The organism is Pelomonas sp. CA6 (assembly GCF_022549225.1).
Classification (GTDB): Bacteria; Pseudomonadota; Gammaproteobacteria; order Burkholderiales; family Burkholderiaceae_C; genus Roseateles.
Window position 1 is genome coordinate 1 of the sequence record NZ_JAKZFD010000058.1, and the last position, 412, is coordinate 412.

At 74.0% G+C, this 412-nt stretch carries 1 protein-coding gene; it reads right to left on the reverse strand.

The window, feature by feature from the left end; all coding sequences use genetic code 11:
• Positions 1 to 412: phosphopantetheine-binding protein (locus LZ017_RS21865; protein WP_241399040.1), on the reverse strand; the 412-nt coding region annotated here is incomplete at both ends.

Sequence of the window (412 nt, forward strand, 5' to 3'; positions counted from 1 at the left end):
CCCCGGCACCGTGGCCACCAGCGCGTCGATCTGCGCCTGGCTGAGCGCCACCAGCGGCAGCATCTCCGGCGTGATCGCCGTTGCACCCGCCGGGATCAGGTTGGCCGGCACAGCCAGCGGCTGCGGTGCCGGGTCTTGCCCGGCCAGCGCGCGCGCCAGGGCCTCCAGGCTGGGCGCGGCAAACAGCGTCTTCACGTCGCCGGGCAGTCCGGCCTGGCGCATGCGCTCCATCAGGCTGACCGCCAGCAGCGAATGCCCGCCGAGTTCGAAGAAGTTGTCGTGCCGCCCCACCTGCGGCAGTTGCAGCACCTCGGCCCACAGGGCCGCGAGCCGCTCTTCGAGCGCGCCTCGCGGCGCCTCGTAGCCCTGGTGCACATGGTCGGCCAGGTCCGGCGCGGGCAGCGCCTTGCGG